We start from the raw sequence: 1,677 nt of genomic DNA on the forward strand, positions 1-1,677 counted from the left end.
CTAAACCAATTGATGAGCTACCAGCATCAAATGCCATACGACCATGCATATCATTCGTATGCATAACATTAATAACATTCATGTATTCACTTGGAATTAAGCCTTCTTCATATAATTTGTTAGCATTTAATTTTTTAACGTTTGGTGTACGACCATCTTTTGATGCTTCAATTTTGAAGCCATCTTTTCCTAATTTAGATTGTTCCAGAATAAAATCTTTAGCTGGGTGATTTAAATCAGTACCCACGATTTCAAAATTATTTTCGATTTCTTCTTTAGGGTCAATTACTTTTTTCTCTTTAATGTAATCAACAATGTAACCACGTAAAGTTGCTGGATCTGATTCAAAGTATGGTTCTGGATTAACTAAACCATCTTTAGCCATACCTTCAAAACGGTAGTTGTTCATTGCAATCTTAAATATTTGATCATCTTTAACTTCTTTACCTTTGAATGTTAAGTCTTTCAATCTTTGACCTGCCGGTTTAGAGATATCAAATTTATATTTTACACCTGAAACCATGTCATAGTTGTAAACTCTGATTTTTTCGTTAAAACCAATTGTTACATCACCTGGTTCATATTGTTGGTAATAATTGCCTTGTTTTTCAAGATATTTTTTAAGGTTTGCTCCTGTCATTTCAGTTGCTACTAGTGTATTAGGATATTTGTAAATACTAAATACATCTGAGAATTTGATAGGCCCTTTATCTAATTTACTATCATATTTGAAAAGTGCTGCAGAACCTAAATCAGCTCCTGTCACTTTCATTTGGACATTATTAATTAAAGAAATCATGGCAGTTGGTTGAAGTTGTGCTTCTGGAATACCAAGAACACGTTCTTCTGGTAAGAAGTTATCTTTAGCTTCTCCAATTACTTCATTCACGTGATCAACAGTTTTGTCATGAGCTTCTTTTGTCGCTTCTTTAACAGCTTCGTCACCTTTGACACCTTTAACTGAAAGTGTTTCTGGATGAGAATCTTTAACTTTCCATTTACCATCAGTTTTTTCTAAGTTTAAATCAATTTTAACCATACCAGAACCAGTATCTTTTACAGCAGCTGCTGGTTTTGGTGTTCCTTCTTTATCATTAATATGCTCAGCATATTCACGATGATCGTGACCTAAAACAAAAGCATCGATTTCTGGAACTTCTTTAATAACGTTTTCTGCAGCAGCTCCTGGGTCATTATTTTTAAGGCCCGCATGAATTGAAGCGACAATCACGTCTGGGTTTTCAGTTTCTTTTAAAATCTTGACTTGTTTTTTAGCCTCTTCATTTAATGGTTTGAACTCTAAATCTTTAACTTTGTCTCCATCCCACATCCACACATGGGGAATAGTCATACCAATAACAGAAACTTTTACTCCATCAATCATTTTAGTTTCAGTTGCTTTTACAAAGTTTTCACCTGTAGCTTTAACATAAGTATTGGCTGATAGCAAAGGAAAATCAGCTTGTTTTTCAACACGTTTAATTAAACCGGTTCCAAAGTTAAATTCATGATTACCTAATGCCATCGCGTCATAGCCAATTGTGTTCATCGCAGTAATAACTGGATGATCTTCATTTTGTAATTCTGGTTTAGAACTATATAAATCATCTGTTAGAAGTGTCCCTTGTAAATTATCACCAGCATCCACTAAGATGTTATTAGGATTTTTAGCTCTTT

General features: G+C 33.4%; 1 protein-coding gene. It reads right to left on the reverse strand.

Annotation, left to right across the window (positions count from 1 at the left end; genetic code table 11):
- Positions 1–1,677 (reverse strand): bifunctional metallophosphatase/5'-nucleotidase (locus tag RR554_RS11595; protein WP_332468088.1); only part of this gene is annotated, 1,677 nt, incomplete at both ends.

The sequence above is a fragment of the Vagococcus sp. genome (assembly GCF_036639995.1).
Lineage (GTDB): Bacteria > Bacillota > Bacilli > Lactobacillales > Vagococcaceae > Vagococcus.